This is a genomic window from Clostridium sp. C105KSO13 (assembly GCF_001517425.1).
In the GTDB taxonomy this organism is placed as follows: domain Bacteria; phylum Bacillota; class Clostridia; order Lachnospirales; family Lachnospiraceae; genus Muricomes.
The window spans coordinates 73,088-96,829 of the sequence record NZ_FBWL01000170.1; the positions used below are offsets into that span (position 1 = coordinate 73,088).

Genomic DNA, 23,742 nt, shown 5'->3' on the forward strand with positions numbered 1-23,742 from the left:
GACACAAAGGTATAGTTTACTGAGTATGAGGAGGAATGCTATGAATGCGGTTAAAGTCAGAAACATCGAGATAGGTGGCGGTGTTCCTAAAATCTGTGTTCCCATTGTGGGTAAAACAAAAAAGGATATCCTGGGGGATGCAGAGAATGTTTGTAAATTAAAAACAGATGTGGCAGAGTGGCGGGGGGACTGGTATGAGGATATCCTTGATTCTGCCGGGCTGGAAACAACTTTGAGTGAACTTCGGAAAGTTCTGGGAGATACCCCTTTGCTTTTTACCTTTCGTACATCAAAAGAGGGCGGAGAAATGGCAATCGATACGGAGAATTATGTGAAGCTGAATCAGAAAGTCATACGTACCGGCATTGCAGATATGATTGATGTGGAGCTAAACAGGGGAGAAGAGGCTGTGGAAAGCATTATTAATACAGCCCACATGTACGGTGTAAAAGTAATTGCTTCCAACCATGATTTCCAGAGAACTCCGGATAAAGATGAAATGGTATCCCGCCTGTGCAGGATGCAGAAACAGGGGGCAGACATCGCCAAGATTGCCGTAATGCCGAAGAACAAGGCGGATGTGCTCGCATTGCTGGCTGCCACGGAGGAGATGACTGCCCATCATGGAGATACTCCGGTTGTTACAATGTCCATGTCAGGGACAGGCGTTATCAGCCGTGTCTGCGGAGAAGTCTTCGGCTCTGCCCTTACTTTTGGAGCGGCAGGAAGGGCATCGGCTCCGGGGCAAATGAAGGTGGGGGAACTCCGAACAATATTGGAATTACTTCATAAAAGCATGCAATAGAAGGCCGTTTAAATATCAGCCAAAGTCTTTCAAGAAGTAGGCCTTTGTGATATACTATAAAGAAAAAACGGGGAGGTTGTCGAAATGAAGAACTTTATGAAAGAATTTAAAGAATTTATCAGCCGCGGAAATGTAATGGACATGGCGGTAGGTATCATTATTGGCGGCGCATTTACAGCCATAGTATCTTCGTTGGTGGATGATATTATGAATCCGATTTTAGGGTTATTCGGAGGGGCAAATCTAGACAAGCTGAAAGTGTCATTGCTGGGAGAGGTTACTTTGAATTATGGTAAATTTATAGCAGCAATTATCAACTTCCTGCTCATGGCTCTTATACTTTTCCTGATTATAAAGGCACTCAATAAAGCATCTTCTTTACGCCCCAAAAAAGAAGAAGAGGCTGTAATAAAGATATGTCCCTTCTGTAAAAGTGAGATGGACATAGAAGCTACCAGGTGTCCTCATTGTACATCTAAGTTAGACGAAAATCATTAAGAATCCAGAAAAGCAGGGGAAGCAGTTCATTGTGACTGGTTCCTTCTGTCTTAACAGCTTAATCTCATCAAACGGCACTAGAAGTATTTTTGTTCATTTAGTGAACTAATAAGAGCATAGGCTATTACGCAGCGTAAAGGTCAATAGTTTTAATAAAAAAAGGGAAAACAACGAATATTCGCTGTTTTCCCTTATAGTGGACCTGGCGGGAATCGAACCCGCGTCCAAAAACCTATCCCATGTACTTCTACTATCATAGTCGGTTCTTTTTCATTCCCTCTGCCGTACGGGAACCAACACCCTTACGGTTTCAGTAGCTTCATGATACGCCTATCGGTTCAAAGCTTTGCCGATATCGTTTCCCACATCGTCGGTGCCAGATTCCCAAGGTGCGGGTGCCTCAGGGCTGACATGCAGCATTTAGGCTGCAGCTAATTCGAAATTATCGTTAGCGTTTAATTTTAAGTTTGCGATTTGACGCATCAGCCTGCGGATAGCTTCTCCATCTTCAAGATCCCTGTCGAAACCAGTACAAGCCCTTGTATGATGTTCAGAGATAAGTTGTGATATTCACATGTCTCCGCATACTCATTCTATAAAAAAGAAATCATAAAGTCAAGGCATTTGCAGTAGTTCACACTTATTTCAGATTCATTACAACTTTTTTCATAGTTAATAGGTTCCTTTATTAACTTTCTGTGCTAATATATAATAAAACATAAAAAAAGAGAGGTTATGATATGCCGACAACATATGCACATTATAGATTTGGGAGAGATGTTATCAGTGCCCTTCCAAGACCGCTGGAACGGTCGGTGGAAAATAATAGAGAATTGTTTGATATCGGTCTTCACGGACCGGATATTTTGTTTTACTATAATGCAATTGATACGTCAAATCTGGTGATTCAGCAGGGACATGCGATTCACAGAAAGCCGGCGGACGAGTTTTTTATGCGGGCGGAGGAAATTTTGAAAAAAGAAGAAAACTCTGCAGCGGCAAGAGCCTACATATATGGGTTCATCTGCCATTTTGTTCTGGACAGCGAATGTCACAAGTATATTCAAAAAATGATGTATGTCAGTAAAATTACACATTCGGAGATAGAAAAGGAATTTGACAGGTACCTGCTGACAGAAGATTATATCAATCCGCTGCGCTATCTTGCCACAAAGCATATCCATCCAAGTCCGGAAAATGCACAGGTAATTGCACCGTTCTTTGATGATCTGTCGCCAGAGACAGTAAGAAAATCATTAAGGGCTATGATATTTTATCATAAACTGCTTTTGGCACCTGGTGAAAAAAAGAGAAAATTGCTGTTTACAGTTATGAAACTGATGGGGAAATATGATACTATGCACGGGATGGTGATAAACGAGGAACCAAATCCAAAGTGTGAACAGTATTGCCTTTTACTAAAAAAACTTTACGCAGGAGCAGTGCCGATAGCAGCGGATTTGATTGTAAAATTTCAGCGTTCATTATTTCAGGGTACCGAGCTGCCGTCACGCTTCCATGAAACTTTCGATGCGGGGAAGCACTGGAAGGAGCTGCCTTTATAGGAGATACAGATATGGAACAAGGAATAAATAGTTTATAAGGAGACAAGAATGGGAAGTTTTGTAAAACTAGAAGATGTTACCAAAGTATATAAGACAGGAGAAGTGGAAATCCATGCGGTGGACGGGATAGACTTCGCAATTAAAAAAGGTGAATTAGTAATTATTGTGGGGCCCAGTGGTGCGGGAAAGACGACTGTACTGAATATCCTGGGCGGGATGGACTCTGCAACAAGTGGGAAAATAACGGTGGACGGTGCGGATATCACGGATTACAACGCAAAACAGCTGACAGGTTACCGGCGGGAAGATATTGGGTTTGTATTTCAATTCTATAATCTTGTTCCAAATCTTACAGCTTTGGAAAATGTAGAACTTGCCCTCCAGATATGCAAGGAGCCTCTGGATGCCGGGAAGGTACTGGAAGAAGTAGGATTGGGAGAACGACTGAATAATTTCCCGGCACAGCTTTCCGGAGGAGAACAGCAGAGAGTGTCTATTGCCCGGGCTCTCGCGAAGAACCCAAAACTTCTTCTCTGTGATGAACCTACAGGGGCGTTGGATTATAACACAGGCCGCTCTATTTTAAAACTTCTTCAGAATATGTGCCGGGAGAGAGGGATGACAGTTATCATCATCACACATAATTCAGCCCTTGCACCTATGGGAGATCGCCTGATCAAGATTAAGAACGGAAAAGTTTCCCATATGGAAGAAAATAAGACCCCTGTGTCAATCGATGAGATAGAATGGTAGGTTAAGCTAATGACTAGAAAAGCACTGAAAAAAGATTTTTATATGGAAATTCGTAAAAGCCTGGGACGCTTCTTATCTATTTTCTCCATTGTTGCAATCGGAGTTGCATTTTTTTCAGGTATACGTTCCACTGAGCCGGATATGCGGTTGTCGGCGGATGCCTATTTTGACAGGCAAAATCTGATGGACATTAAGGTTGTCAGCACATTGGGGCTGACAAAGGATGATTTAAAGGCTCTGAAGAGAGTGAAGGGAATTAAAAATGCAGAGACGGGGTACTCTGTCGATGTTCTCTGTACGGTGAAAGACAGCAGCCAGGTAGTGCATGTGTCATCTCTTCTTCCGTCTATGAATGAAGTGAATATAGAAGAGGGACGGCTGCCAAAAGAGGCGGATGAGTGTGTGGTGGATGTGGACTTTCTTACAGGCAGCGGTTATAAAATTGGAGATAAAATTACATTTCAGTCTGGGACAAAGGATGACATAAAGGATACACTTAAAACGGATACATTCACTATTGTAGGAACAGCCAGCAGTCCGGAATACATTTCATTCCAGCGGGGAAACAGTACAATAGGTACAGGAGTAGTCGGTGGATTTGTATGCGTACCGGAAAGCAGTTTTGAAATGGATGTATATACGGAAATGTATGCCTCGGTGGAGGGAGCAAAAGAGCTGACTGCATTTACGGATGCCTACGACGACCAGGTGACAGATACTGTTGACCAGGTGGAAAAAATCCGTAAAGAGAGGGAACAGGCCCGGTATCAGGAAATTGTGGATGAAGCTGCGGACAAATTGAATGATGCGAAGAAAGAGCTGGCAGATTCCAAAGCAGAGGCACATGAAAAACTGGAGGATGCCAGGCAGCAGATTGAGGAAGGAAGAGGGCAAATTGAGAACGCCAAGGCGGAGATAGCAGACGGTTATGCGCAGATTGATGATTCCAGGAACCAATTGGCCGAAAAGCAGGCGGAACTGGATGCGGGGTATGAGGAATTAAATCCCCAGTTTGATGCCCTCAATCAGAAGGCTGACGAGCTAAATACGGCGAAGGCACAGTACGAGGCTCTTGCGGCAAGCGGACAGACCGATGAACAGACACAGCAGATGTTAATCGCCATGTCTGCCCAGATTACGGAAGGTGAAGCCCAGATTGAAGCGGCTCGTGCTCAGATGGAAGAAGCAAAGGCGCAGCTGGATGACGGACAGCAGCAGATTAATGACGGTTGGGCACAGATCGATGAAGCTCAGGCAGAGCTTGTCTCAGGGGAAGCAGAACTGTCGGACAAGGAACAGGAATTAAATGATGCTCAGGCACAGTATGAGGATGCAAAAGCTGAAGCAGACAGTAAAATTGCCGACGGTGAGAAGAAGATCCGGGATGCCGAGAAAGATATCAAAAAGATAGAACACGCGAAATGGTATATTACTGACAGAAACGACCTGACGGAATATGCAGGCTATGGGGATAATGCAGACCGCATAAAAGCTATAGGGAAAGTATTCCCGGTACTGTTCTTTCTGGTGGCGGCCCTGATTAGTCTGACGACCATGACCCGGATGGTGGAAGAGCAGAGAACCCTGATGGGTACGCTTAAGGCTTTAGGGTATGAGCGCCATGCAATTGCGGGAAAATATATCGGTTATGCAGCCCTTGCTACAGTCAGCGGCAGTATACTTGGAATATTAGTCGGGGAGAAGGTTATCCCACATATAATCATCCATGCTTACGGGATTATGTATCAGCACATGAATGCTATGCGGGTTCCGTACAATATGTTCTATGGCCTGGCAGCATCCCTGGCGGCGCTGGCCTGCACACTTTTTGCTGCAATCTTCTCCTGCTTTAATGAATTGCGGGAGCAGGCTGCAGAATTGATGCGCCCCCCGGCACCGAAGCAGGGCAAGAGAGTGTTTCTGGAACGGGTGCCGTTCATATGGAAGCACCTGAGTTTTACGTGGAAGGCAACTGTACGTAACCTGGTTCGATATAAAAAGCGGTTTTTTATGACCATTTTCGGTATAGGCGGCTGCATGGCTCTGCTGTTGGTCGGATTTGGACTGAGAAACTCTATATTTGATATTACGACGCTGCAATATGGTGATATTCAGCTGTACAACGGAGATATTATTCTCGACACAGATGCCTCTGAGGCGGAACAAGAAGAAGCATATGATAAATTGAATTCGGATGACCGGGTGGAGGATACAGCAAAAAACCTGCTCCGACAGGTGGAACTCTCTAATGGAAAGATAACAAAGGATGTGTATCTGAATGCGCCGGAAAATGCAGATAAATTCCCTGATTTTGTTGTACTTCAGAACCGTATAACAAAGGAAAAATACTCACTGAGTAATTCAGGGGTGATTTTATCAGAAAAAGTTGCGAAGATGCTGGGCGTGAAGGCCGGGGATAAGATTACGATAAAGGATGAGGACAAAGGTGAGGCAGAAACCAAAATTGACAGTATCTGTGAAAATTATGTCGGTCATTACATTTATATATCTCCGGAATATTATGAAAAATTGTTTGGCAGTGCACCGGAGTATAATTCTATATATTATAACATGAAGCCGGATGAGACAGGCAGCGAGGAAAAAGTGGGAGAGGCTGTTTTAAAGTCCGACGGTGCTTTAAGTGTAAGCTATTCTGGTGATATCCAAAAGCAGTTTGAAGATATGTTGGGCAGCATGGATATAGTGGTAGTCGTTCTTGTAATTTCAGCAGGACTGCTTGCCTTTGTAGTATTATACAATCTGAATAATATCAATATTACCGAGCGCAGAAGAGAGCTGGCCACCTTGAAGGTTCTGGGCTTTTATGACAAGGAAGTGTCGGCGTACGTATATAGGGAGAATATTATTCTGACAATCATCGGATCCATAGTCGGAATTTTGCTGGGAATTGTTTTGCACCGGTATGTCATTGTGACAGCTGAGATAGACTCGGCGATGTTTGGAAGAACGATAGATTTCAGCAGCTATATTTACAGCGTTTTAATTACAATAGCATTTTCTTTGTTTGTAAACGGAGTAATGTACTTTAAGCTGAAGAAAATTGATATGGTGGAATCCTTAAAAAGTGTGGAATAGGAGACGATTTCAATGGAGAGAACAAAGATTTTAGTTGTGGATGACGAAAGTAGGATGCGCAAGCTGGTAAGGGACTTTCTCACCAGAGAAGGTTATGTTGTTCTGGAAGCCGGGGACGGAATGGAAGCGATGGACTTATTTTATGCGGACAAAGATATTGCTTTGATTATATTGGACGTTATGATGCCTAAGATGGATGGATGGCAGGTCTGCAGGGAAATCCGGGAGCATTCTAAAGTGCCGGTCATTATGCTCACAGCCCGCTCGGAGGAGCGGGACGAGCTGCAGGGATTTGAGTTGGGAGTGGATGAGTATATCTCCAAACCATTCAGCCCCAAGATTCTGGTGGCCAGGGTGGAAGCCATACTTCGAAGAACGAAAGGGACCCAGGCAGAAGAAACAATGAATGCCGGTGGTATTGTGATTGACAAGGCAGCTCATATCGTCACAATAGAGGACAAACCGGTGGAGTTAAGTTATAAAGAGTTTGAGCTTTTGTCCTATTTTGTGGAAAATCAGGGGATTGCTCTGTCCAGGGAAAAGATATTAAATAATGTATGGAATTACGACTATTTTGGCGATGCACGTACCATTGATACCCATGTAAAGAAGCTGAGAAGTAAGCTTGGGGATAAGGGCGAGTACATCAAAACTATCTGGGGCATGGGATACAAATTTGAGGTAGAGGCATGACACATTCCATAAGACGACAGATGATGGTTGTTTTTGTCGGACTGATTGTATTTATACTGGTGCTGATATTTGCTGCAAACTCCGGCTTTTTGGAGGAGTACTATATTCTCCATAAGCAGGCAGATCTGACTGGCACTTATACCGTTATCAATAAAGCAGTCACAAATGAAAGTATTGACACAGGATCTGTTGTTGAAAAGCTGACCCATCAGACGGAAAGGGCCAATATTTCAGCGGTTGTCATGAGGACGGACGGAACAGTGATATTCTCTACGGTGAAAGATAAGGACAGCCCTCTGTACCTAAAACTTCTAGCCTATATGTTTGACAAAAACAAGGATACAGGGAAGATACTGCAAAGTACAGAATCTTATCAGATTTATAAAACCCGGGATTTTATGACCCAGATAGACTATCTGGAAATGTGGGGGGCACTCTCCGACACTACCATTTTTGTCATGCGAAGTCCCTTGGAGAGCATTCGGGAGAGTGCAGATCTGGCAAATAAATTCCTTGTATATATGGGAATGTTTGCGATAATTCTTGGAAGTATCCTGGTGAGTTATTTTTCAAGAAAGATAACGGACCCTATAAAAGAACTGGTTGGGCTGTCGCAGAGAATGACAAATCTTGATTTTGAGGCCAGATATACCAGTGGCGGAGACAATGAGATTGGTGTTCTTGGGCGGAATTTTAATGCAATGTCAACGCGTCTGGAAAGAACGATCTCGGAACTCAAAGGGGTAAACAATCAATTACAGGCTGACATTGAGGAAAAGGAAAAGCTTGAAAATATGCGCAATGAGTTCCTGGGCAATGTATCCCATGAACTGAAGACTCCCATTGCACTGATTCAGGGCTATGCGGAAGGACTGAAGGAGGGGGTCAGTGATGACCCGGAGAGCCGTGAATTCTACTGCGATGTGATTATGGATGAAGCGAATAAGATGAATCAGATGGTAAGAAATCTTCTGACACTTAACCAGCTGGAATTTGGCGCTCATGATCTGGAATTTGAGCGTTTTGACGTTGTGGGAATGATCCAGGGCGTGATTACAAGCTGTGAAATCCTAATCCAGCAGGCGGAGGCCTCTGTGGATTTCATTGCAGATGAGAAAGTTTATGTCTGGGCAGATGAGTTTAAAACCGAACAGGTAATACGCAATTATCTGACAAATGCAATTCACCATGTAGAAAATGAAAAACGAATTGAAATCAGAGTGATTTCTAAAATGGAGACAGTGAGGGTCACGGTATTCAACAGCGGGAAATCCATTCCAAAGGAAGACCTGGGCAAGCTGTGGGACAAGTTCTATAAGGTGGATAAGGCCCACACACGAGAATACGGGGGAAACGGAATAGGACTTTCTATCGTAAAGGCAATTATGGACTCTTTTCACCAGCAGTATGGTGTGAATAATTTTGAAAATGGGGTGGAGTTCTGGTTTGAACTGGATCGGGAGCCTTCGACTAAAAATTCCTCAAACAAATAAAAGTAAAGGAGTCATGTGACATATGATAGCAATAATTGATTACGGTGCAGGAAATATAAAAAGTGTGGAGAAGGCGCTGCTCTTTTTAGGCCAGAATGTTGTGATCACAAGGAATGAAGAGCAGCTTTTGAAGGCAGATAAAGTGATTCTCCCTGGTGTCGGTGCTTTTGGAGATGCCATGCAGAATCTAAAGCAATATGGGCTGGATCGGGTAATCCGGCAAGTGGTCGAACAAGGGACCCCGATTTTGGGAATTTGCCTTGGTCTGCAGCTTCTGTTTGAAAGAAGTGAAGAGGCACCGGGAGTTTTGGGGCTGGGAATTCTGGAAGGGGAGATTCTGCGGATTCCGGGGGGAGAAGGGATTAAGATTCCTCACATGGGCTGGAATTCCCTTCGAATGGAAAATAACGGAAGACTATTTAAGGAAATTCCCCCGCAGTCATACGTTTACTTTGTACATTCCTATTACTTAAAAGCAAAACAGGAAGAAATTGTAAAGGCATCCACAGAATACAGTGTTCACATTCATGCTTCTGTAGAAAAGGACAATGTGTTTGCCTGCCAGTTCCATCCCGAAAAAAGCAGTGAAGTGGGAATTCAGATACTTAAAAACTTCGTGGATTTGAATCGGGAGGGGATGTAATGTTTACAAAAAGAATTATCCCCTGCCTGGATGTGAACGCAGGCAGGGTTGTAAAAGGCGTTAACTTTGTGGATCTTCAGGATGCCGGAGATCCCGTGGAAATAGCCGGGGCGTATGATAAGGCTGGGGCAGATGAACTGGTCTTTCTGGATATAACGGCTTCCTCTGACAACAGAGATACAGTGGCAGATATGGTAAGAAAGGTTGCGCAGTGTGTTTTTATTCCTTTCACCGTAGGCGGAGGAATCCGTACAGTGGAAGATTTTAAAACACTGCTTCGGGAGGGAGCGGATAAGATATCCATTAATTCCTCTGCGATTAATACGCCGGAACTCATACAGGCTGCAGCAAATAAGTTTGGAAGCCAATGTGTAGTGGTGGCGATTGATGCAAAGAGAAGGGCTGCTGGGCATGGCTGGAACATTTATAAAAACGGCGGCAGGATAGATACAGGTATGGATGCAGTGAAATGGGCAAGAAAGGTGGAAGGCCTGGGCGCAGGAGAAATCCTTCTGACAAGTATGGACTGTGACGGGACCAAGGCCGGATATGACCTGGAACTAACACGGACGATAGCTGAAAGCGTCTCCATACCGGTGATTGCATCGGGAGGTGCCGGGACACTGGAGCATTTTAAGGAGGCACTTACAGACGGAAAGGCTGATGCGGCTCTTGCAGCGTCCCTCTTTCATTACAAGGAACTGGAAATTAGGGAAGTGAAGGAATACCTGCTAGGAGAGGGCGTGTCTGTCAGACTGTAGTTGCTGCTAAAGAAGAAAAGGATAGGAGTGTAGGTTTTTATGTCAGGATTAAGTGGTGATTGGTATGAAGCATTGAAAGGTGAGTTCAAAAAGCCTTATTACAAACAATTATTTGTCAGGGTGAATGAGGAGTACAGAACACATAAGATTTTTCCGCCTGCAAATGATATCTTTAATGCATTCCATTTAACGCCTTTAAAGAACGTAAAAGTAGTCATTCTGGGACAGGATCCTTATCACAATGACGGGCAGGCACATGGACTTTGTTTTTCTGTAAAAAAAGGTGTAGACATCCCCCCTTCACTGGTTAATATTTACAAGGAACTGCAGGATGATCTGGGGTGTATGATTCCAAATCACGGGTGCCTTACAAAATGGGCCGAACAGGGGGTGCTGATGCTCAACACAGTACTTACGGTTCGCGCACACCAGGCAAATTCCCTCAGGGGCATAGGCTGGGAGGCGTTTACCGACGCGGCGATTGAAGTGCTCAATGAACAGGACAGACCTATTGTATTTATTTTGTGGGGAGGTCCCGCACAGAAGAAAAGAGCTATGCTTAATAATCCCATGCATTTGATATTGCAGGCACCTCATCCCAGCCCCCTCTCGGCGTATAGGGGGTTCTTCGGAAGCAGACCCTTTAGCCGGACCAATAAATTCCTGGAAGAAAATGGAGAAGAGCCCGTGGACTGGCAAATAGAATAGAAGACCTGCAGTGAATGTTCTGCCCCATTGATTTGAAAAAAATCAGTGGGGCAGCCTTTTTGTCCGACAGGTTACAAAATCTTAAGAAAATCTTCACAAATTGTTTCGTGCTATATTTTGTTTTTACAAGTATGATATAAGCTAGACGTTGGGAAAAGGAGGGAAAGGAATATGAAACTGTTTAAGAGGTGTGTGCAGGCCGCAATAAGTTTTGTGCTGGCAGTCAATATGATGCTGCCAATGGGTGTACAGGCCGAAGATGAACAGCCAATACCAAACATAACAATGTCCGTAGGAGAAGGACAGGAAACTCCGGAATATGACGCGGAAGCATCCGACCAGGAGTTGGAAATCCTTGTTGAGAACCAGGGCATTATAGATGTTGGGAATGTTAAGATAACTCCGGTTATTGAAGATGCCTCTGCCTGGCCTTTTGAGATAGATCAGAAAACTTGGATTGACCATCTATCGATGGTGCCTTTTATATTTTCATAGTAACAAACTTAAAGGTTATTATCAATATATTGAACGAAATAGAGTTATTCCTCAATCACATGTATCTCCAGATAATCAAAATCAATGGAGTCTACAAAATTATCCTGGTAGAATCGGGCTTTGGCATGCTTTTTAAAATCTGTAATAGTAGAGTCAAGCCAGATGGGTTTGCTCAAATCAAATTCATAACAGATAGCATCCAGAGCATTAAAAATTTTATGTGTTCGGGTATCATCTGTCTCATCACAGATGACTGTATCACGAATTAATTTATTGTCCTTAAACTCTTTTCCCCATAGACGGAACATGTAATAACCCCTTTCTTCTTTCAGATATCAGTTCTGTATATTTATGTTATTTTACAGTATAGCATTAGGGGCACAGAATGTAAATGTTTACGATTTCATAAAAAACTGGTTTATTTTTATGGCGAGATGGGTTATAGTAATTACAAAGCAGATACGTAAGATAATATTTACAACAGATACTTACACTGCGATTAATCTATCAAATAGGAGGAATTTAAGATGAAGAAATACGTTTGTGAGCCATGTGGTTATGTGTACGACCCGGAAGTAGGCGATCCGGACAGCGGAATTGCTCCGGGAACAGCATTTGAGGATTTACCGGAAGATTGGATGTGTCCACTCTGCGGAGCATCAAAAGATATGTTCTCACCGGAAGACTAAGTCAAGTGGTATTAAAGGTGTTCAAGGGGGTCTGACCCTTTTGAACACCTTTTTCAATGAATGAATAAAAAGCTGGCGGAACGGGGATGGTTATGATAGAATACGAAGGAGTGACAAGACAAGTGTAAATACAAGGAGGAGATGAAAGATGAGAAAACTACTGGACAGAATTTTCATAGATGGCCTGGGCGGAATGGCACAGGGATTATTTGCCACTTTGATTATTGGAACGATTATCCAGCAGATTGGCATATTTGCCGGCGGAGAACTGGGAGATATGATGTACACAGTTGGCAAGGTGGCAGCTGGTCTCACCGGTGCGGGGATCGGTGTGGGTGTGGCGCGTAAGCTGGAGGGAAACCAGCTGGTAGTTGCATCGGCAGCCACGGCGGGCATGGTAGGTGCTTTTGCAGAAAAGTTACTGGCAGGACAGGTAATACAGGACAGTTCAATGGTTCTTACGGGGCCAGGAGAGCCGCTGGGAGCATTTGTGGCGGCTTATGCAGCAATTGAGCTGGGCATTCTTGTTTCGGGAAAGACAAAGCTGGATATTATTCTGACCCCCCTGGTATCTATTGGGACAGGCTCTGCCGCAGGTCTGTTTGCAGGGCCCCCTATATCACGGTTCATGCATTGGTTAGGATCCCTGATAAACTGGGGCACTCAGCAGCAGCCATTTCTCATGGGAGTAGTTGTGTCTGTACTGATGGGGATGATTTTAACTTTGCCCATTAGTTCGGCGGCTCTGGGAGTCATTTTGAATCTCTCCGGTCTGGCGGCAGGTGCGGCTACTATAGGCTGCTGCTGCAATATGGTAGGCTTTGCTGTGGCAAGCTATCGTGAAAATAAAATGGGAGGTCTGCTGGCACAGGGAATCGGGACCTCTATGCTTCAGGTTCCTAATATTGTAAAAAAACCCACGATCTGGATTCCTGCCATATTGTCCAGCGCGATTTTGGGACCTGTGGGGACCATTGTACTGCATATGACCAGTAATGCAACAGGGTCCGGAATGGGAACGGCAGGACTGGTGGGCCCGATTATGACCTGGCAGGTTATGTCCCAGACAGAACCATCGACAATTGTACTGATAAAAATTCTGGTTATCCAGATTCTTCTTCCTGCACTGGTGACACTTGGAATTTCAGAATTTATGCGAAAGAAAAAATGGATAAAGTCTGGGGATATGAAGCTTGAATTATAGGGTTTTCCATTTCTAAAAAAAGAATGAATAAGCTGACATTTGGCACCTTTTATGCTATACTGTAGAAGATTGGAAAGGGGGATTTTTCCAGATTGAGAGGAGAACTGCAGATGCACGAGGCTGTCAGGAATTATGAAGATGTAGATAGCTGGAAGACAGTTATTTTTCTATACAATGCAGCACTTAAAGAAGTAGGAATAAAACTGGAGATTCTGAACGATGAATTCCAGCATGTCCATCAGTATAATCCGATAGAGCATATTAAGACCCGCATTAAGACGCCGGAAAGTATTGTGAAGAAGCTGAAGAGGTACGGTTATGAGACATCTATAGAGAACATGGTAAAGTATATCAATGACATCGCAGGAGTAAGGCTGATCTGTTCTTTTACATCTGATATTTATCAGCTGGGTGAGATGATAGGAAATCAGAGTGATCTGAAAGTTCTATCTATTAAAGATTATATCAAGAACCCGAAGGAGAGCGGCTATAAAAGCTATCATATGCTGGTGTCGGTCCCTGTGTTTCTTTCGGACAGTGTTGTAGACACAAAGGTTGAGATTCAGATTCGAACTATTGCCATGGATTTCTGGGCAAGCCTGGAGCATAAGATATATTATAAGTTTGAAGGAAATGCACCTGAATACATCAGCGGGGAACTAAAGGAATGTGCCCAGATGGTTTCCGAGCTGGATGACAAGATGCTGTCGCTCAATGAGGCGATACAGGCATGCATTGTAGATGAGGCTGAGCATGCAGATAAAGAACGGCTGGACGATGTGGCGGAAAATGTAATTGGCGGAAGGCAAATGTCTAAGACACCGGAAATTACGAAAAGTTATAAATGATAAACATCTGTGAGATGTGATATGACACCCTCAAGTAGGACAATGAAACATAAAAACCTACAGGGGGTGTTTTTTGCTGCATAACTATTGACAAATCGGCGCCAATGTGATTATATGAACATATGAACAGTTATTCATATGTTATCATAAAGCGGAGGGATTACAATGGCACAAAAAGCATGGAATAAAAAAGCATTTCCAGAAGAAAATAGCAATGAGGAGGTACAATATCAGGAGCATACCAATGTACCCAAACAGACATATATACTGAAGAACCTTGATTGTGCAAATTGTGCCGCAAAAATTGAGCGGAAGATACAGGATCTTCCACAGGTTGATTTTGCAAGCTTAATCTTTACGACAAAGCAGCTTCAGGTGGCAGCCAACTCTGACGAAGACCTTCTTCCTGTAATCCAGAAGATTGCCTCTTCCGTTGAGGGTGAAGTTGTTGTTGTCAAAATAGAAAAAAAGACAAAGCACCAGGCACAAAAGCAGACTGGAAGATTTAGTGAATACAGACAGGATTTTCTGGAAATAGGAGTTGGAGTCCTTTTCCTTATAGCCGGTAGTTTCACTAAGTCTGTAAATGGATATCTTTCCCTTGCACTGTACTTGGCCGGATATATTGTTCTGGGCAGGGAGGTGCTTTTTACGGCTGTAAAGAACCTGACTAGGGGACAGGTATTTGATGAGAATTTTCTTATGAGTATTGCAACTTTGGGAGCTCTCGCAATAGGTGAATATCCGGAAGCAGTGGGAGTTATGCTTTTCTACCGTTTCGGCGAGCTTTTTGAGGACATCGCGGTGTCCAGAAGCAGAAGCCAGATCATGGATGCGGTAGACATGCGCCCGGAGGTTGTTAACAGAGTAAACGGTGAAAGGACAGAGACGATTCCGGCAGAGGATGCCATGGTCGGCGATTTGCTGTTGGTAAGGCCGGGAGACAGAGTCCCCCTGGATGGTATAGTTATGGAAGGAGAGAGCCGAATCGACACATCTCCGGTAACAGGAGAGCCGGTTCCCGTAGCAGTGAAAACGGGAGATTCTATAACATCCGGCTGTGTTAACACATCAGGACTGCTGAAAATTCGTGTACAAAAGGTTCTGGAAGATTCTATGGTAACCAGAATTTTGAATTCTGTAGAAAATGCAGCTGCAGGCAAACCTAAAATTGACCGTTTTATCACAAGGTTTTCCAGAGCATATACGCCCTTTGTAGTAATTTTGGCGGCAGCGACAGCCATTATTCCGTCACTGATAACCGGGAACTGGAATTATTGGGTATATACGGCATTGACATTTCTGGTTATAAGCTGTCCCTGTGCTCTTGTACTTAGTGTACCTCTTGCATTCTTTTCGGGAATCGGTGCCGGTTCCAGGAGAGGTATACTTTTTAAAGGCGGAATTGCTATGGAGGCGTTGGAGGGTGTGAAAACAATTGTCATGGATAAGACTGGAACAATCACCCAGGGAAATTTTGCGGTACAGGAGGTACTGCCAAAAGCCGGAATGTCAAAAGAAGAGCTCATCACATTGGCCGGAAGCTGTGAGATGAGATCCACTCATCCTATTGCAAACAGCATCGTAACTGCAGCAGAACAAGAAAATATGCAGCTGAAAGAGCCTGTATCAGCGGAGGAAATTTCAGGGAAAGGCATAAAAGCGGAACTGGAAGGAAAAACAGTGCTCTGCGGAAATTACAGCTTAATGCAAGAGTATCAGGTCGACCTGAAGGAATATGAGGATATATCCTACGGTACAGAGGTTCTGGTTGCTTTAAATGGAGTATATGTGGGCAGGCTTGTTATAGCGGATACTATTAAAAAAGAAGCAAAATCGGCTGTATCAGAGTTGAAACGAATGGGTATTGCTACCGCGATGCTGACCGGGGATGCCAGAGAAAGTGCTGACAATGTGGCAAAAGAAACGGGAATTAACGAAGTGCATGCAAAACTCCTGCCGGATGATAAGGTGAAGGAACTAAAGAAAATCCGCGTAAGCCATGGCAGCGTTATGTTTGTAGGAGATGGCATCAACGATGCTCCTGTCCTGGCAGGAGCGGATGTAGGTGCGGCTATGGGCAGCGGAGCGGATGCAGCAATTGAGGCGGCAGACGTTGTATTTATGACCTCCTCTGTGACGGCGATACCACAGTCGCTTAAAATTGCCCGGGTAACAGCGGCAATCGCAAAGCAGAATGTAGTTTTTGCCATTGCGGTTAAGATTCTGGTTATGATTTTAGGTCTGGCTGGGCTGGCAAGTATGTGGATGGCTGTTTTCGCGGACACCGGAGTTGCCGTGCTGTGCATTCTGAATTCCGTGAGAGTGCTGTATAAGAAGATTGACATTGCTTGACCGGACGTGGTATTTTTCGTATAATAAGTGCACGTATCTGTTCAGTGGAAGGAGATTCTTTATATGGATAAACCGGAAGTGGAAAACTGCGATGTTGTATGTGTGCATGATGATGTCGTGAAGAAGGTTCAGGAGCATATGCCTGTGGAGACGGAGCTTCAAGGCCTGGCGGATTTTTTTAAAGTGTTTGGAGATTCCACCAGGATAAAACTGTTGTATGCTCTCTGGCAATCGGAGATGTGTGTATGTGATCTGGCCCAGACACTGGGCATGACTCAGTCGGCCATATCTCACCAACTCAGAGTATTGAAGCAGATGAAGCTGGTTAAAAATCGGCGTGATGGCAGAACTGTGTTCTATTCCCTTGCCGACAGTCATATAAAGACGATTATGAATCAGGGAATGGAGCATATCAGAGAATAGAAATTCTATATAAGGTAAAAAGCTTGTAAATTATCCGAAACAAAGGAGTTCATGTGAAAAAATTATTGGTATGTGCGATTTTGACAGCCTTTCTGCTGACAGGCTGTCAAAATGCAATAAAAGAAGGAACCGGTCAATTGAAGGAAGGAAAGTACGAAGAGGCAGTCAGCACCTTTAAAAAAGCCGCGGATGAGAAAAAGGATACGGCTGAAGCATATAGAGGACTGGGAATGGCTTATTATGAACAGCAAGATTACCAGTCGGCAAAAGACGCTTTTCTTCAGGTAATAGACAACGGTGGAGAGAGCACACCCGTACTTTATAATCTTATTGGGGTCTGTTCTATTCATTTGGAGGATTACCAAGGTGCGCTGGACGCATTTTCCAAGGGGATTCATTTGACTGAAAAAAATGGGGGCAGAGGCACAAAAGAGCAGGATTATGCTGACACTGTCCGGGAGATGAAGTTTAACGAAATCGTATGTTATGAAAAACTACTGGACTGGGAAAACGCTAAGAAGAAAGCCGTTGAGTATGTCGGCGACTATCCGAAGGATAAAGACGCACAGAAAGAAGCGGTATTTTTGAATACAAGGTAAGTGCGCAGCAATCCGTAGGTATCAAGGGTCAAAACACCTTTTGACCCTTACATCATAAAATGAGAATATTCAGAAAATGAAAGGCAAAAGGGTCTGACCCCCAAGGTGGCCCCAGGGTATTATATGGTATTTCAGATTGAGGAAGATAAGGAGCAGCTGCTCCTTGTGGGTATCCAATGGAATGAGAGTGAGAAGACGAAGGAGTCTCTGGATGAACTGGCCGAACTAGTGAAGACTGCCGGGGCCGAAGCGGTGGGACGGGTGATACAGAACAGAGAGGCTATTCACCCTGCAACCTATGTGGGGAAAGGAAAGCTGCTGGAGATTAAGGAAATGCTGTGGGAGACTGAGGCCACAGGAATTGTGTGTGATGATGAGCTTTCCTCGGTGCAGCTGCACAATCTGGAAAAAGAGCTGGAATGCAAGGTGGTGGACCGCACGCTTCTTATATTGGATATCTTTGCAGCCAGGGCTGTCAGCAGTGAAGGAAAGATACAGGTGGAACTGGCCCAGTTGAAGTACCGGGCCAGCCGGCTGGTGGGGCTAAGGGATTCCCTGTCTCGTCTGGGCGGAGGAATCGGCACAAGAGGGCCGGGAGAGAAGAAGCTGGAGATGGACAGGCGGCTGATCAGAGAACGCATCAGCAAACTGAAAGCAGAGCTTAGGGAAGTGGAACAGCACAGGGAGCTTATCCGCACATCCCGGACAGACTCTCATTTGAAGGTAGCAGCGCTGGTAGGTTATACTTCTGCAGGAAAGAGCAGTATTGAAAATGCGCTAACAAAAGCCGGGATTCTGGAGGATGCTATGTTGTTCTCCACGCTGGATACCACAACCCGGGTACTGGAGCTGGAAGGGAAGCAGGAGATTCTTCTGACAGACACGGTTGGTTTTATTAGGAAGCTTCCACATCACCTGATAGAGGCATTCAAAAGCACTCTTGAAGAAGCAAAGTATGCGGATATTATTGTGCACGTCGTAGACGCATCAAATCCCCAGATGGACACACAGATGTATGTAGTCTATGAGACACTGCGTCAGCTTGGAGTCGAAGGCAAACCTGTAATTACCCTTTTTAATAAGCAGGACAAACTGGAGCAATCCGGCAGACTTCGGGATTTCCAGGCAGATTACTCCATTCTGACGTCGGCAAAAACAGGGCAGGGTCTGGAAGAACTTAAAACAACTCTTTTGGAAATCATACGCAGAGACCAGATTTATATTGAGCGGCTGTATCCCTTCAGTGATGCGGGAAAGATTCAGCTTATCCGCAAGTACGGACAACTTTTAGAGGAAGAATATGTGGCAGAAGGTATTTTTGTAAAAGCTTATGTCACACAAAATATATACGGTAAGATATGAAAGGGATTAAATGGAAAAAACAAATAACACACTGGCTACAGAGCCAGTAGGAAAATTAATCGGCAAGTTTGCGATACCGGCAGTAATCAGCATGCTGGTAAGCTCCATGTACAATATTGTAGATCAGATATTTATCGGACAAGGCGTTGGCATGCTGGGGAATGCAGCTACTAATATCGCATTTCCCGTCACAATTATAGCCACGGCAGTTTCTCTTTTACTGGGGATCGGCAGCGCTGCAAATTATAATCTTGAGGCAGGGGCCGGAAAAGATGAGAGAGCTTCTGAGATAGCCGGGTCCGGTCTTACGACTCTTCTGCTAAGCGGCCTTGTAATTGCAGCTGTTATATTACTGTTTCTGGAGCCTCTCCTTCATGCTTTTGGAGCTACAAAGGATGTGCTTCCCTATGCCAGGGATTACACAAGCATTACAGCCCTGGGAATCCCATTTTTTGTACTCACGACAGGCGGCAATCATTTAATCAGGGCTGATGGAAGCCCCATATATTCTATGGCGTGCATGATGACAGGGGCAGTGCTCAACACGATACTGGATCCCCTATTTATTTTTGGGTTCCACTGGGGAATTCAAGGCGGGGCAATTGCCACAGTCTTCGGACAGGTAGTATCAGGACTTCTTGTTATACTGTACTTTGTAAAATTTAGGAAAATGGAGCTGAACAAGGCAGCATTTCGGCCAAAGGCTCTGCATTTGAAGAGCATCGTTTCACTTGGTATGGCATCCTGCATCAATCAGATTGCCATGGCTGCGGTTCAGATCGCAATGAATAATACTCTGCGCCATTATGGAGCTTCTTCCATGTACGGTAGTGATATTCCTCTGGCATGTGCAGGGGTTATCTCTAAAGTGAATGGTGTTTTTATGGCAATTTGTATCGGAATTTCTCAGGGCAGCCAGCCAATATGGGGATTCAATTACGGGGCAGGAGAGTATGAGCGTGTCAGAGAGACCTATAAGAAGTCAGCAGTCATCTGCACCGTGGTCGCCACGGTATTCTTTTTATCTTTCCAGATATTCCCCCGTCAGATTGTAAGCATTTTTGGAACAGGAAGTGAAGAATATTTCCACTTTGCAGAAAGGTACTTCAAAATCTTTATGTTCATGACTTTTGCAAACGGAATTCAGCCAATGTCCTCCGGATTCTTTACATCTATTGGAAAGGCAAGGCTGGGCATTGTCATGTCTCTGACGAGGCAGGTAGTGTTTCTGCTTCCGCTGATATTTATTTTTCCAATCTTTATGGGGATTGACGGCGTGATGTATGCAGGTCCTATAGCGGATGCTGCAGCGGCATTTCTCGCCATTTTCTTCGCTCACAGGGAAACCAAACAAATGGAAAGTCTACAGGAAGCCACCGTCTAATCCGATAATCTGTCCTGTAAGGTAGGAATGTCTCTTGGCAAGGCCGAGAACAAGGTCCGCCACCTCCTTTGGAGAGCCAAACCGTCCAGCAGGGACTTCATCCATCAGCGCCTGACGCTCTTCTTTAGACAACTGGGCATTCATGTCGGTATCGATGACACCGCAGGCGATGGCATTTACCTGAATGTTGCTGGGGGCTAGTTCCTTTGCCAGTGCTTTTGTAAGGCCATTGACCCCTGCTTTTGTTGCAGAATAGGCTGCCTCACAGGAGGCGCCGGAAGTCCCCCACATGGAGGAAATGTTGATGATTTTTCCTGATTTTTGAGATACCATATAAGGAATAGCCGCCCGAGAACAGTAAAAGACAGAAGAAAGATTCGTGTGAAGTATATTCTCCCAGTCAGAATCTGTCATGTCTGTGAGCAGTCCGATATAGGATATTCCAGCGTTATTAACCAGCACATCCAATCCTTTAGCGGATTCCTCAATCTGACGGAAAACATCCCTCACATCTGCAGAACTGCCCATATCTCCGGGAAGTATCCGGCAAGCCCCTTCTTCTGACAAGATCTGTTTCTGTACAGCCTCCAGTTCACTTATAGAGTTCCGACAATTTATAAAAATTTGATAACCTGCCTGGGCAAAAGCAAGAGCACAGGCTTTTCCTATGCCCCTGGATGCTCCGGTGATCAGCGCACATTTCTTATACATACACAAACCCTTCTTTCTTATATTTCCTAGGTTCTATTATAGCATAAGATATAAGGTGCTGAAAGGTTTTTAGCAGCAGTGGTATACGGCGGAGAATAATAGATTTGAATAGACGAACTGCAATGTTTTTGGTTGTGATTCCGAATTGTGTATGATATGATTTCTTTACAAGACAATAATAGAAGAGGTCATACGTAAGTATATGGAGGAACCGGGAAGATGTTTGATGAAGCGTTGGAGTTTGCATCAAAGGCACACGAGGGACAGTTCAGGAAAGGGACAAAGAGACCATATATTGTTCATCCTGTGGAAGTGGCAGATATTGTGGCGTCAATGACTAAAGACGAAGAGCTTATAGCTGCGGCCGTCCTTCATGATACGATGGAGGATTGCCCCGGGGTAACGGAGGGAATACTGGAAAAGAGATTCGGGAAATATGTGGCCTCTCTGGTTGCAGAAGAAAGTGAAGATAAATCCAAAACCTGGGAAGAGAGAAAGGGCACTACAATCCGGCGTTTAAAGTCGGCCTCAAAGGAAGTGCAGATGATCGCCCTGGCGGACAAGCTGTCAAATATGCGGGATATTGACAGAGAATACCCGGTTTTGGGAGAAGAGCTGTGGAAAAGATTCCGCATGAACAGCAAAGCCGCTATCGGCTGGTACTACAAGGGCGTCCGAGATTCTCTTAAGGAGAATCTCCAAGGCGTTCCGGCTTATGAAGAATACTGTGCTCTGGTAGAGAAAAATTTCGGCAGGGAGCCGGCGTCACCAAAGTGGTAACTAAATTGGAGAAAAAGACTATGAAAAAGCAAATATTGATGATAGGAACCGGTGGGACAATCGCCTGCAAGCGGACGGAAGGTGGCCTGACACCGGCTATTACTACGGAGGAACTGATTGGATATATCCCAGGAGTGAAAAAGGTATGTGACGTACACACACTTCAGGTGTGCAATGTGGACAGCACAAACATGACGCTGCACCAGTGGCAGCTGATCAGCCATACAATTGAAGAAAATTATGAAAAATATGATGGATTCGTAGTCTGCCACGGGACAGATACACTTGCCTTTACAGCTGCGGCTTTATCCTATATGATACAGAATTCCAGAAAGCCTGTAGTAATAACGGGTGCTCAAAAACCAATCAACGAGGAAAACACAGATGCCAGGACTAACCTGCTTGACAGCTTTATCTACGCCTCCCATGAGGATTCTCATAATGTAAACATTGTATTTGATGGAAAAGTCATAGTGGGGACCAGGGCAAAAAAAGAGCGGGCAAAAAGCTATAATGCATTTTCAAGTATTAACTTTCCTTATCTGGCAGTCATCAGGGAACAGGAAATACTGCGTTATATACCGGAGGAGGCGTGCTCAGGAGATGTACGCTTTTTTCACGAAATGAGCGGCAGCATCTATGTGCTTAAGCTGATACCGGGACTGGATCCGGAGATTTTGGCTTATCTGTTCGGAAAATATAAATGCATTGTAATTGAAAGCTATGGTGTGGGGGGCATCCCCGAGTATCTTACAGAGGAATTCTATGAGCTTATGACAGACTGCCGCGAACAGGGACGACTGGCCATTGTTGCGACCCAGGTTGCCAGGGAGGGCAGTGACATGACGGTGTACGAAGTAGGAAAGAAAGTAAAGCAGGATTTGGATTTGCTAGAGACTTACGATATGACACTGGAAGCTGCTATTACAAAGGCCATGTGGCTGATGGCAAGATCTGATATGGCTTATGAGGAGCTGAAAATGGAATTTTACCGCACAGTGAACCATGATATACTTGGATACAGAAAGAAGAAAGAATAAGCTATAAGGCAGATACGGAGGCATGAAAGTGAGAAAGACAAAAGTAATATGTTTTGCGAATAATAAAGGCGGAAGCGGTAAATCCACGACCTGCGCAAATGTGGGATATGCTCTGGCTGAGCTGGGCAGGAAAGTTCTTTTAATCGACGGAGACATGCAGCTGAATCTTTCCTTATCCTATTTTGACGAGGAACAGGTTCTGGAATTTGCAAGAGGTGAGAAAAACTTATACGAAGGAATCAAAAAGCAGGAGGATTTAAGCGGCTATATTGTCCGCTCTCCTTACGATAATCTTGATTTAATTTTGTCTTCCACTTTGATGAGTTCCATAGAATATGAACTATTTACCAAATGGCAGAGAGAATATATATTGAAAAAGTGTATAAAAAACATCAGGGAAGCACAGACCTATGATTACATTTTTATAGATGCGCCTCCCACCCTGGGAGGCTGGGTGATGAATATTCTCTGTGCCTCTGATGAGGTAATTATACCCGCAGAGGCAACTCCCTGGGGGATGTTTGGCCTGGGAAATATGTTTGAGTTTCTGGAGCAGGTAAAGCAGATTGCTCCGGAACTTAAAGCAGGCGGGATTGTAATTACCAAAGTAGATACAAGAAAAAATTATTTTAAACAGACCTTGGAGACCTTAAAACAATTGGATGATATAAAAGTTTTTGATACATATATCCGTGTGGACAGCAGCATTGAGTGGTCCCAGGACAATAATGCTCCCGTTATGGCATATAAGAAGGGCTGCAGAAGTGCTGCGGAGTATATGGAGCTGGCAAGGGAGATTGACGGTTTTTAGGATAAGGATGTTTAGATAGAAACAGG

General features: G+C 44.4%; 24 protein-coding genes and 1 other RNA gene. 22 read left to right on the forward strand and 3 right to left on the reverse strand.

What is annotated here, in order from left to right:
* Window positions 1–40 precede the first annotated feature (40 nt).
* Both aroD and mscL read left to right on the forward strand, forming a co-directional pair.
* Window positions 41–805: a type I 3-dehydroquinate dehydratase gene (gene aroD, locus BN3456_RS12665; protein WP_089984603.1), complete on the forward strand. Its 765-nt coding sequence runs from the start codon at window positions 41–43 to the stop codon at window positions 803–805.
* A gap of 84 nt (window positions 806–889) precedes the next feature.
* Entirely contained in the window at window positions 890–1,303 is a 414-nt protein-coding gene (gene mscL / locus BN3456_RS12670; RefSeq protein ID WP_089984605.1) for a large conductance mechanosensitive channel protein MscL, read from the forward strand.
* Window positions 1,304–1,497: 194 nt separating this feature from the next.
* Here mscL and ssrA read toward each other — a convergent pair.
* Window positions 1,498–1,842, reverse strand: a transfer-messenger RNA (tmRNA) gene (gene ssrA / locus BN3456_RS12675).
* Between the two features lie 201 nt (window positions 1,843–2,043).
* On the opposite strand from ssrA, the gene BN3456_RS12680 reads away from it, so the two are divergent.
* From BN3456_RS12680 to BN3456_RS12720, 9 genes are all read left to right on the forward strand, one after another.
* A complete protein-coding gene (locus tag BN3456_RS12680; RefSeq protein WP_089984606.1) occupies window positions 2,044–2,868 on the forward strand; it encodes a zinc dependent phospholipase C family protein in 825 nt (274 codons plus the stop codon).
* Window positions 2,869–2,916: 48 nt separating this feature from the next.
* Window positions 2,917–3,621, forward strand: a complete 705-nt coding sequence (locus BN3456_RS12685; RefSeq protein WP_089984608.1) for an ABC transporter ATP-binding protein — start codon at window positions 2,917–2,919, stop codon at window positions 3,619–3,621.
* A gap of 9 nt (window positions 3,622–3,630) precedes the next feature.
* Window positions 3,631–6,717, forward strand: a complete 3,087-nt coding sequence (locus BN3456_RS12690) for an FtsX-like permease family protein (protein WP_089984609.1) — start codon at window positions 3,631–3,633, stop codon at window positions 6,715–6,717.
* Window positions 6,718–6,729: 12 nt separating this feature from the next.
* The gene (locus BN3456_RS12695) at window positions 6,730–7,410 is read left to right on the forward strand and encodes a response regulator transcription factor (protein ID WP_089984611.1); all 681 of its coding nucleotides are present in this window, start codon (window positions 6,730–6,732) and stop codon (window positions 7,408–7,410) included.
* Complete coding sequence (locus BN3456_RS12700) at window positions 7,407–8,903, forward strand: sensor histidine kinase (RefSeq protein WP_089984612.1); 1,497 nt, start codon at window positions 7,407–7,409, stop codon at window positions 8,901–8,903. Before BN3456_RS12695 ends, BN3456_RS12700 begins: the two co-directional genes overlap by 4 nt.
* Before the next feature lie 22 nt (window positions 8,904–8,925).
* Window positions 8,926–9,546, forward strand: a complete 621-nt coding sequence (gene hisH / locus BN3456_RS12705) for an imidazole glycerol phosphate synthase subunit HisH (RefSeq protein WP_089984614.1) — start codon at window positions 8,926–8,928, stop codon at window positions 9,544–9,546.
* Complete coding sequence (hisF, locus tag BN3456_RS12710) at window positions 9,546–10,307, forward strand: imidazole glycerol phosphate synthase subunit HisF (RefSeq protein WP_089984615.1); 762 nt, start codon at window positions 9,546–9,548, stop codon at window positions 10,305–10,307. Before hisH ends, hisF begins: the two co-directional genes overlap by 1 nt.
* Window positions 10,308–10,346: 39 nt before the next feature.
* Window positions 10,347–11,015, forward strand: coding sequence for a uracil-DNA glycosylase (ung, locus tag BN3456_RS12715; protein ID WP_089984617.1), 669 nt, complete (start codon window positions 10,347–10,349; stop codon window positions 11,013–11,015).
* Window positions 11,016–11,186: 171 nt separating this feature from the next.
* Window positions 11,187–11,510 (forward strand): hypothetical protein, encoded by a 324-nt coding sequence (locus tag BN3456_RS12720; protein WP_089984619.1) that lies wholly within the window; start codon window positions 11,187–11,189, stop codon window positions 11,508–11,510.
* A 44-nt stretch (window positions 11,511–11,554) separates the two neighbouring features.
* Here BN3456_RS12720 and BN3456_RS12725 read toward each other — a convergent pair whose 3' ends face one another.
* Window positions 11,555–11,818: a hypothetical protein gene (locus tag BN3456_RS12725; RefSeq protein WP_089984620.1), complete on the reverse strand. Its 264-nt coding sequence runs from the start codon at window positions 11,816–11,818 to the stop codon at window positions 11,555–11,557.
* A gap of 219 nt (window positions 11,819–12,037) precedes the next feature.
* On the opposite strand from BN3456_RS12725, the gene rd reads away from it, so the two are divergent.
* From rd to BN3456_RS12765, 8 genes are all read left to right on the forward strand, one after another.
* Window positions 12,038–12,199, forward strand: coding sequence for a rubredoxin (rd, locus tag BN3456_RS12730; protein ID WP_089984622.1), 162 nt, complete (start codon window positions 12,038–12,040; stop codon window positions 12,197–12,199).
* A gap of 148 nt (window positions 12,200–12,347) precedes the next feature.
* On the forward strand, window positions 12,348–13,403 hold the full coding sequence (locus BN3456_RS12735; RefSeq protein ID WP_089984624.1) for a PTS transporter subunit IIC: 1,056 nt from the start codon (window positions 12,348–12,350) through the stop codon (window positions 13,401–13,403).
* 110 nt (window positions 13,404–13,513) lie between these two features.
* Window positions 13,514–14,251 (forward strand): GTP pyrophosphokinase, encoded by a 738-nt coding sequence (locus tag BN3456_RS12740; RefSeq protein WP_089984625.1) that lies wholly within the window; start codon window positions 13,514–13,516, stop codon window positions 14,249–14,251.
* A 165-nt stretch (window positions 14,252–14,416) separates the two neighbouring features.
* Complete coding sequence (locus BN3456_RS12745; RefSeq protein ID WP_089984627.1) at window positions 14,417–16,606, forward strand: heavy metal translocating P-type ATPase; 2,190 nt, start codon at window positions 14,417–14,419, stop codon at window positions 16,604–16,606.
* Between the two features lie 63 nt (window positions 16,607–16,669).
* The gene (locus BN3456_RS12750) at window positions 16,670–17,029 is read left to right on the forward strand and encodes an ArsR/SmtB family transcription factor (protein WP_089984629.1); all 360 of its coding nucleotides are present in this window, start codon (window positions 16,670–16,672) and stop codon (window positions 17,027–17,029) included.
* A gap of 53 nt (window positions 17,030–17,082) precedes the next feature.
* Complete coding sequence (locus tag BN3456_RS12755) at window positions 17,083–17,628, forward strand: tetratricopeptide repeat protein (RefSeq protein ID WP_089984631.1); 546 nt, start codon at window positions 17,083–17,085, stop codon at window positions 17,626–17,628.
* Window positions 17,629–17,751: 123 nt separating this feature from the next.
* Entirely contained in the window at window positions 17,752–18,990 is a 1,239-nt protein-coding gene (hflX, locus tag BN3456_RS12760; protein WP_089984633.1) for a GTPase HflX, read from the forward strand.
* 10 nt (window positions 18,991–19,000) lie between these two features.
* Window positions 19,001–20,374, forward strand: a complete 1,374-nt coding sequence (locus BN3456_RS12765) for an MATE family efflux transporter (RefSeq protein ID WP_242862879.1) — start codon at window positions 19,001–19,003, stop codon at window positions 20,372–20,374.
* On the opposite strand, the gene fabG is transcribed toward BN3456_RS12765, so the two are convergent.
* On the reverse strand, window positions 20,354–21,085 hold the full coding sequence (gene fabG / locus BN3456_RS12770) for an elongation factor P 5-aminopentanone reductase (RefSeq protein WP_089984635.1): 732 nt from the start codon (window positions 21,083–21,085) through the stop codon (window positions 20,354–20,356). The two genes, BN3456_RS12765 and fabG, sit on opposite strands and share 21 nt — an antisense overlap.
* Window positions 21,086–21,304: 219 nt before the next feature.
* On the opposite strand from fabG, the gene BN3456_RS12775 reads away from it, so the two are divergent.
* From BN3456_RS12775 to BN3456_RS12785, 3 genes are read left to right on the forward strand one after another with little or no spacing between them, the layout of a single operon-like run.
* Window positions 21,305–21,865 (forward strand): HD domain-containing protein, encoded by a 561-nt coding sequence (locus BN3456_RS12775; protein ID WP_089984637.1) that lies wholly within the window; start codon window positions 21,305–21,307, stop codon window positions 21,863–21,865.
* 20 nt (window positions 21,866–21,885) lie between these two features.
* Complete coding sequence (locus BN3456_RS12780) at window positions 21,886–22,905, forward strand: asparaginase (protein ID WP_089984639.1); 1,020 nt, start codon at window positions 21,886–21,888, stop codon at window positions 22,903–22,905.
* 28 nt (window positions 22,906–22,933) lie between these two features.
* On the forward strand, window positions 22,934–23,716 hold the full coding sequence (locus BN3456_RS12785; protein ID WP_089984640.1) for a ParA family protein: 783 nt from the start codon (window positions 22,934–22,936) through the stop codon (window positions 23,714–23,716).
* Window positions 23,717–23,742: the final 26 nt, after the last annotated feature.

Coding starts and splice junctions, on each gene's coding strand:
- aroD (WP_089984603.1), top strand. CDS start 41: ATGAATGCGGTTAAAGTCAGAAACATCGAGATAGGTGGCGGTGTTCCT.
- mscL (WP_089984605.1), top strand. CDS start 890: ATGAAGAACTTTATGAAAGAATTTAAAGAATTTATCAGCCGCGGAAAT.
- BN3456_RS12680 (WP_089984606.1), top strand. CDS start 2,044: ATGCCGACAACATATGCACATTATAGATTTGGGAGAGATGTTATCAGT.
- BN3456_RS12685 (WP_089984608.1), top strand. CDS start 2,917: ATGGGAAGTTTTGTAAAACTAGAAGATGTTACCAAAGTATATAAGACA.
- BN3456_RS12690 (WP_089984609.1), top strand. CDS start 3,631: ATGACTAGAAAAGCACTGAAAAAAGATTTTTATATGGAAATTCGTAAA.
- BN3456_RS12695 (WP_089984611.1), top strand. CDS start 6,730: ATGGAGAGAACAAAGATTTTAGTTGTGGATGACGAAAGTAGGATGCGC.
- BN3456_RS12700 (WP_089984612.1), top strand. CDS start 7,407: ATGACACATTCCATAAGACGACAGATGATGGTTGTTTTTGTCGGACTG.
- hisH (WP_089984614.1), top strand. CDS start 8,926: ATGATAGCAATAATTGATTACGGTGCAGGAAATATAAAAAGTGTGGAG.
- hisF (WP_089984615.1), top strand. CDS start 9,546: ATGTTTACAAAAAGAATTATCCCCTGCCTGGATGTGAACGCAGGCAGG.
- ung (WP_089984617.1), top strand. CDS start 10,347: ATGTCAGGATTAAGTGGTGATTGGTATGAAGCATTGAAAGGTGAGTTC.
- BN3456_RS12720 (WP_089984619.1), top strand. CDS start 11,187: ATGAAACTGTTTAAGAGGTGTGTGCAGGCCGCAATAAGTTTTGTGCTG.
- BN3456_RS12725 (WP_089984620.1), bottom strand. CDS start 11,818: ATGTTCCGTCTATGGGGAAAAGAGTTTAAGGACAATAAATTAATTCGT.
- rd (WP_089984622.1), top strand. CDS start 12,038: ATGAAGAAATACGTTTGTGAGCCATGTGGTTATGTGTACGACCCGGAA.
- BN3456_RS12735 (WP_089984624.1), top strand. CDS start 12,348: ATGAGAAAACTACTGGACAGAATTTTCATAGATGGCCTGGGCGGAATG.
- BN3456_RS12740 (WP_089984625.1), top strand. CDS start 13,514: ATGCACGAGGCTGTCAGGAATTATGAAGATGTAGATAGCTGGAAGACA.
- BN3456_RS12745 (WP_089984627.1), top strand. CDS start 14,417: ATGGCACAAAAAGCATGGAATAAAAAAGCATTTCCAGAAGAAAATAGC.
- BN3456_RS12750 (WP_089984629.1), top strand. CDS start 16,670: ATGGATAAACCGGAAGTGGAAAACTGCGATGTTGTATGTGTGCATGAT.
- hflX (WP_089984633.1), top strand. CDS start 17,752: ATGGTATTTCAGATTGAGGAAGATAAGGAGCAGCTGCTCCTTGTGGGT.
- BN3456_RS12765 (WP_242862879.1), top strand. CDS start 19,001: ATGGAAAAAACAAATAACACACTGGCTACAGAGCCAGTAGGAAAATTA.
- fabG (WP_089984635.1), bottom strand. CDS start 21,085: ATGTATAAGAAATGTGCGCTGATCACCGGAGCATCCAGGGGCATAGGA.
- BN3456_RS12775 (WP_089984637.1), top strand. CDS start 21,305: ATGTTTGATGAAGCGTTGGAGTTTGCATCAAAGGCACACGAGGGACAG.
- BN3456_RS12780 (WP_089984639.1), top strand. CDS start 21,886: ATGAAAAAGCAAATATTGATGATAGGAACCGGTGGGACAATCGCCTGC.